The organism is Oleiphilus sp. HI0086 (assembly GCF_001635225.1).
The window spans coordinates 1-747 of sequence record NZ_LWFZ01000482.1 but is presented as its reverse complement, the minus strand read 5'-3'; the positions used below and the strand labels follow the sequence as shown (position 1 = coordinate 747).

Annotated in this window: 1 protein-coding gene; it reads left to right on the top strand. The window is 45.2% G+C overall.

Going from position 1 to position 747, the window contains the following annotated elements; translation table 11 throughout:
* Positions 1 to 582: alpha/beta fold hydrolase (locus tag A3756_RS27430; protein ID WP_197481209.1), on the top strand; the 582-nt coding region annotated here is incomplete at its 5' end.
* Between the last annotated feature and the right edge of the window lie 165 nt (positions 583 to 747).

Here is a 747-nt window from a genome sequence, read left to right as displayed (position 1 = left end):
AAATATAGCGACAATCAGGTTGAACGTTATCTACATATCGACCAAAGTCCCAAATGCCTTAATGATAGTGAGTGGAAATGGGGTCTTTTTGGCGCAGAAAACCAAGAAAGACTCTCCGAAGCGACAGACCTAATAGTCAAGCTAGACCCTTATATTGAGGCTCAGGCAGCCTACGACACCCTCCCCAAAACACTAAGAAAAGAGTTATGGGATAATTTAGCAAGCTTCTTCTCTGATGCGCTGTCTCGCTCATCCCACAAAGCGATTGCCAGGAGAGTATGCTCAAATGAGTTTTTGGCCCGCAAAATAATGCCTGTCGATAACTGGCCCGTTTACATCACCTGTCTGAAAGCCTACATAGAACAAGACTACGACATGCTCGACGTTATCGCTAAGCTGAATAGCCCGCTGACATTAGTCGTTGGGCTTAAATCAACGATGTACCCCTGTACCGGCCAACTCCGCATTGCCGACCATCACCCCAATTGCGATGTTCTCACTTTCCGAAACAGCGGGCATACACCGCTTATCGATCAACCTTATCGCTTTTTTCAGACACTAAAAGGTTTTGCCCAAGCCTAAATTTTGACCTAAAAAACTGTTATGCTGCCGCCGAAATTTAAACAACATTTCTCGGAGTACTCGTGGAGAATATAACACCCGCATTAATTGGTGGATTACTGATAGGTCTTTCGGCCAGCCTTATTATGCTTTTTTACGGTCGTATCACCGGTGTCAGCAGCATGA